1 protein-coding gene is annotated in these 2031 nt (G+C 37.5%); it reads right to left on the bottom strand.

The genetic code is table 11. The annotated features are described in order from the left end of the window. Nucleotides 1-62 precede the first annotated feature (62 nt). Nucleotides 63-1823 (bottom strand): Eco57I restriction-modification methylase domain-containing protein, encoded by a 1761-nt coding sequence (locus tag A37S_RS25860; RefSeq protein ID WP_051293402.1) that lies wholly within the window; start codon nt 1821-1823, stop codon nt 63-65. Nucleotides 1824-2031: the final 208 nt, after the last annotated feature.

Below are 2031 nucleotides of genomic sequence, written 5' to 3' on the forward strand. Positions count from 1 at the left end.
TCCATATTGCATCAATCAATCACAAGAACCTCAAAGAGCTTTATCCGCAGAACCTTAAGAAATCAACTGACCTGTAGTTTGTCGGGCGGATACGTATCTCCTTGATCGGCACGTTTTTTTATATCATCCCAAAAGCTATCTAAATATTTCTTAACAGCCGGATAATCCTCTATGTTTATGCGTTTTATACCTATTTCTTTTACTCCATTGTGTGAATTTATTAACCACTTGTTAGCAAACTCATAATTATATCTTTTTATGTCTTTGCCACGTAAAATCGGTCGTATAATTTCGACAGATTTTGGATCTTGGGCAATTAACTCATCTTTTGTTTTCCCATCTATGATAAATGCTTCATTGTAACCGGTTAAAATTCCACGATATATATTGATGTCCCAATCTTTGAGAGGGATGCCAACGGTTTCAATTTTACGTTTAATGCTTTGCTCAATCAGGCTAAGAATTGTCCAGCTCTCTTTACTTGAAAAATTACATTCGGTGGCAGATTGTCTAACAAAAACGCTCAAATTATTTAACACATCTTCTTTCACAGTACAAGCGATCGTTTGTTGTCTATTTTTATCCTTTGTAAACATTAAAATATTCACATCGACTGTAGCATTCTCAAATACTTTTTTGCCAGCAAAATCAATAAGCAAAACAGGATTAGTATGTTCTGCAAAAAACTTACGGGTACTCTCTCCATACCCTGCACGCATCCATTTGTTGGAAGTAATAAAGCACAACACACCCCTCTGTTTCAGCATTTGCCAACCGCGTTCATAAAACAAAGAGTAAATATCGCCTGTGCGTTCAAAGGTCAGGTATTTTACTTTCTCATACTGTTTAGAAAGATTACCGCTGTTTTTTTGTAACTGCACATAAGGCGGATTTCCAATTACAATATCAAAACCGTCTTTTACACCAAACATCCACCACGGATCAAACCACGAGCAAGGTGCACTTTCAAAGTCAAAAGGTGCAAACTCATAGAGCTTGGTGTAAATTTCGTAATTGTCTCGTGTGGTGAGTTCACGTAAACTCAACAAATCGGTTTGCACCCGTTTAAACCGACGTTCCAAATTCAATTTGCTTTCACTGCTTACGTTAAAAAAGTCGTTCCGTATTCTTTCTAATTCTTTTACCGCCAAACTTGCTTTGGCTTCCATATCAAACCCACTCAGTTCACCCAATGGTATCAGCGTGTTGGCACAAATGATTTTAAAGTCGAGGTTAGGCAACGGTTGTGGTTTTTCTTCATCTACGACCAAACTCAACCAAAAACGCAAACGGGCGATATCCACTGCACCAGCGTCAATATCCACACCGTAAATGCTTTCTTCGATGATGTGCTTTTTAATTTCGGCATCAGTAATTTTTTTGGTAAAGCCCGATAGTTCCAACAAAAATATCTGTACGTTAAATATTTCCTGCAACAACCCCATAGGAAAAGCGCCCGAACCAATAGCAGGATCGCAAATTTTTACCTGTTTTAGTGCATCAATAATTTTAAAAGCATTTTTCTCAGCAAAGTTCTTTTCTTCATCGTTCAACTCTTGTTGTTCAACAATTTTGTCAATACTTGTTTTTGCCAAGTCGGTAGCAAATTGCTTTTCGTCTTGTACGAACAAATAAGCTTTTAGACTTTCCTTACTCATATAGTGTACGATTTCCTTTGGTGTATAGAAAGCTCCTTTGCATTTGTTATCTTCTAACAGGTTTTCAAAGATGTGTCCCAGCATTTCGGGGTCTACCGCTACGGTATGCTCATCGGGAGCATCTTCGTAGATGGTGAAGTTGAAATTGTTGAAATTCTCAAACATCCTTGCAAAAATATCTTCGGGTAGATATAGTTTGCTATATTTCTTGTCCTGTGTATCGTCAAATAAACCACCATTCAGATATGGAAAGCGTTCGTCTCTGGCAGGATTTTCGGAATCTTCATATACTCTAATAAATTACAAGTTTTTAGGCCACTATTTTTTCGGAGCCGTTTACATTTTTCTCTCTTGGGTCGAGACATACGTAGTC

The organism is Olivibacter sitiensis DSM 17696, from assembly GCF_000427965.1.
Lineage (GTDB): Bacteria > Bacteroidota > Bacteroidia > Sphingobacteriales > Sphingobacteriaceae > Olivibacter > Olivibacter sitiensis.

Excerpts from the sequence above, each read along its gene's own strand:
- A37S_RS25860 (WP_051293402.1), bottom strand. The coding sequence starts at position 1,823 with ATGTTTGAGAATTTCAACAATTTCAACTTCACCATCTACGAAGATGCT.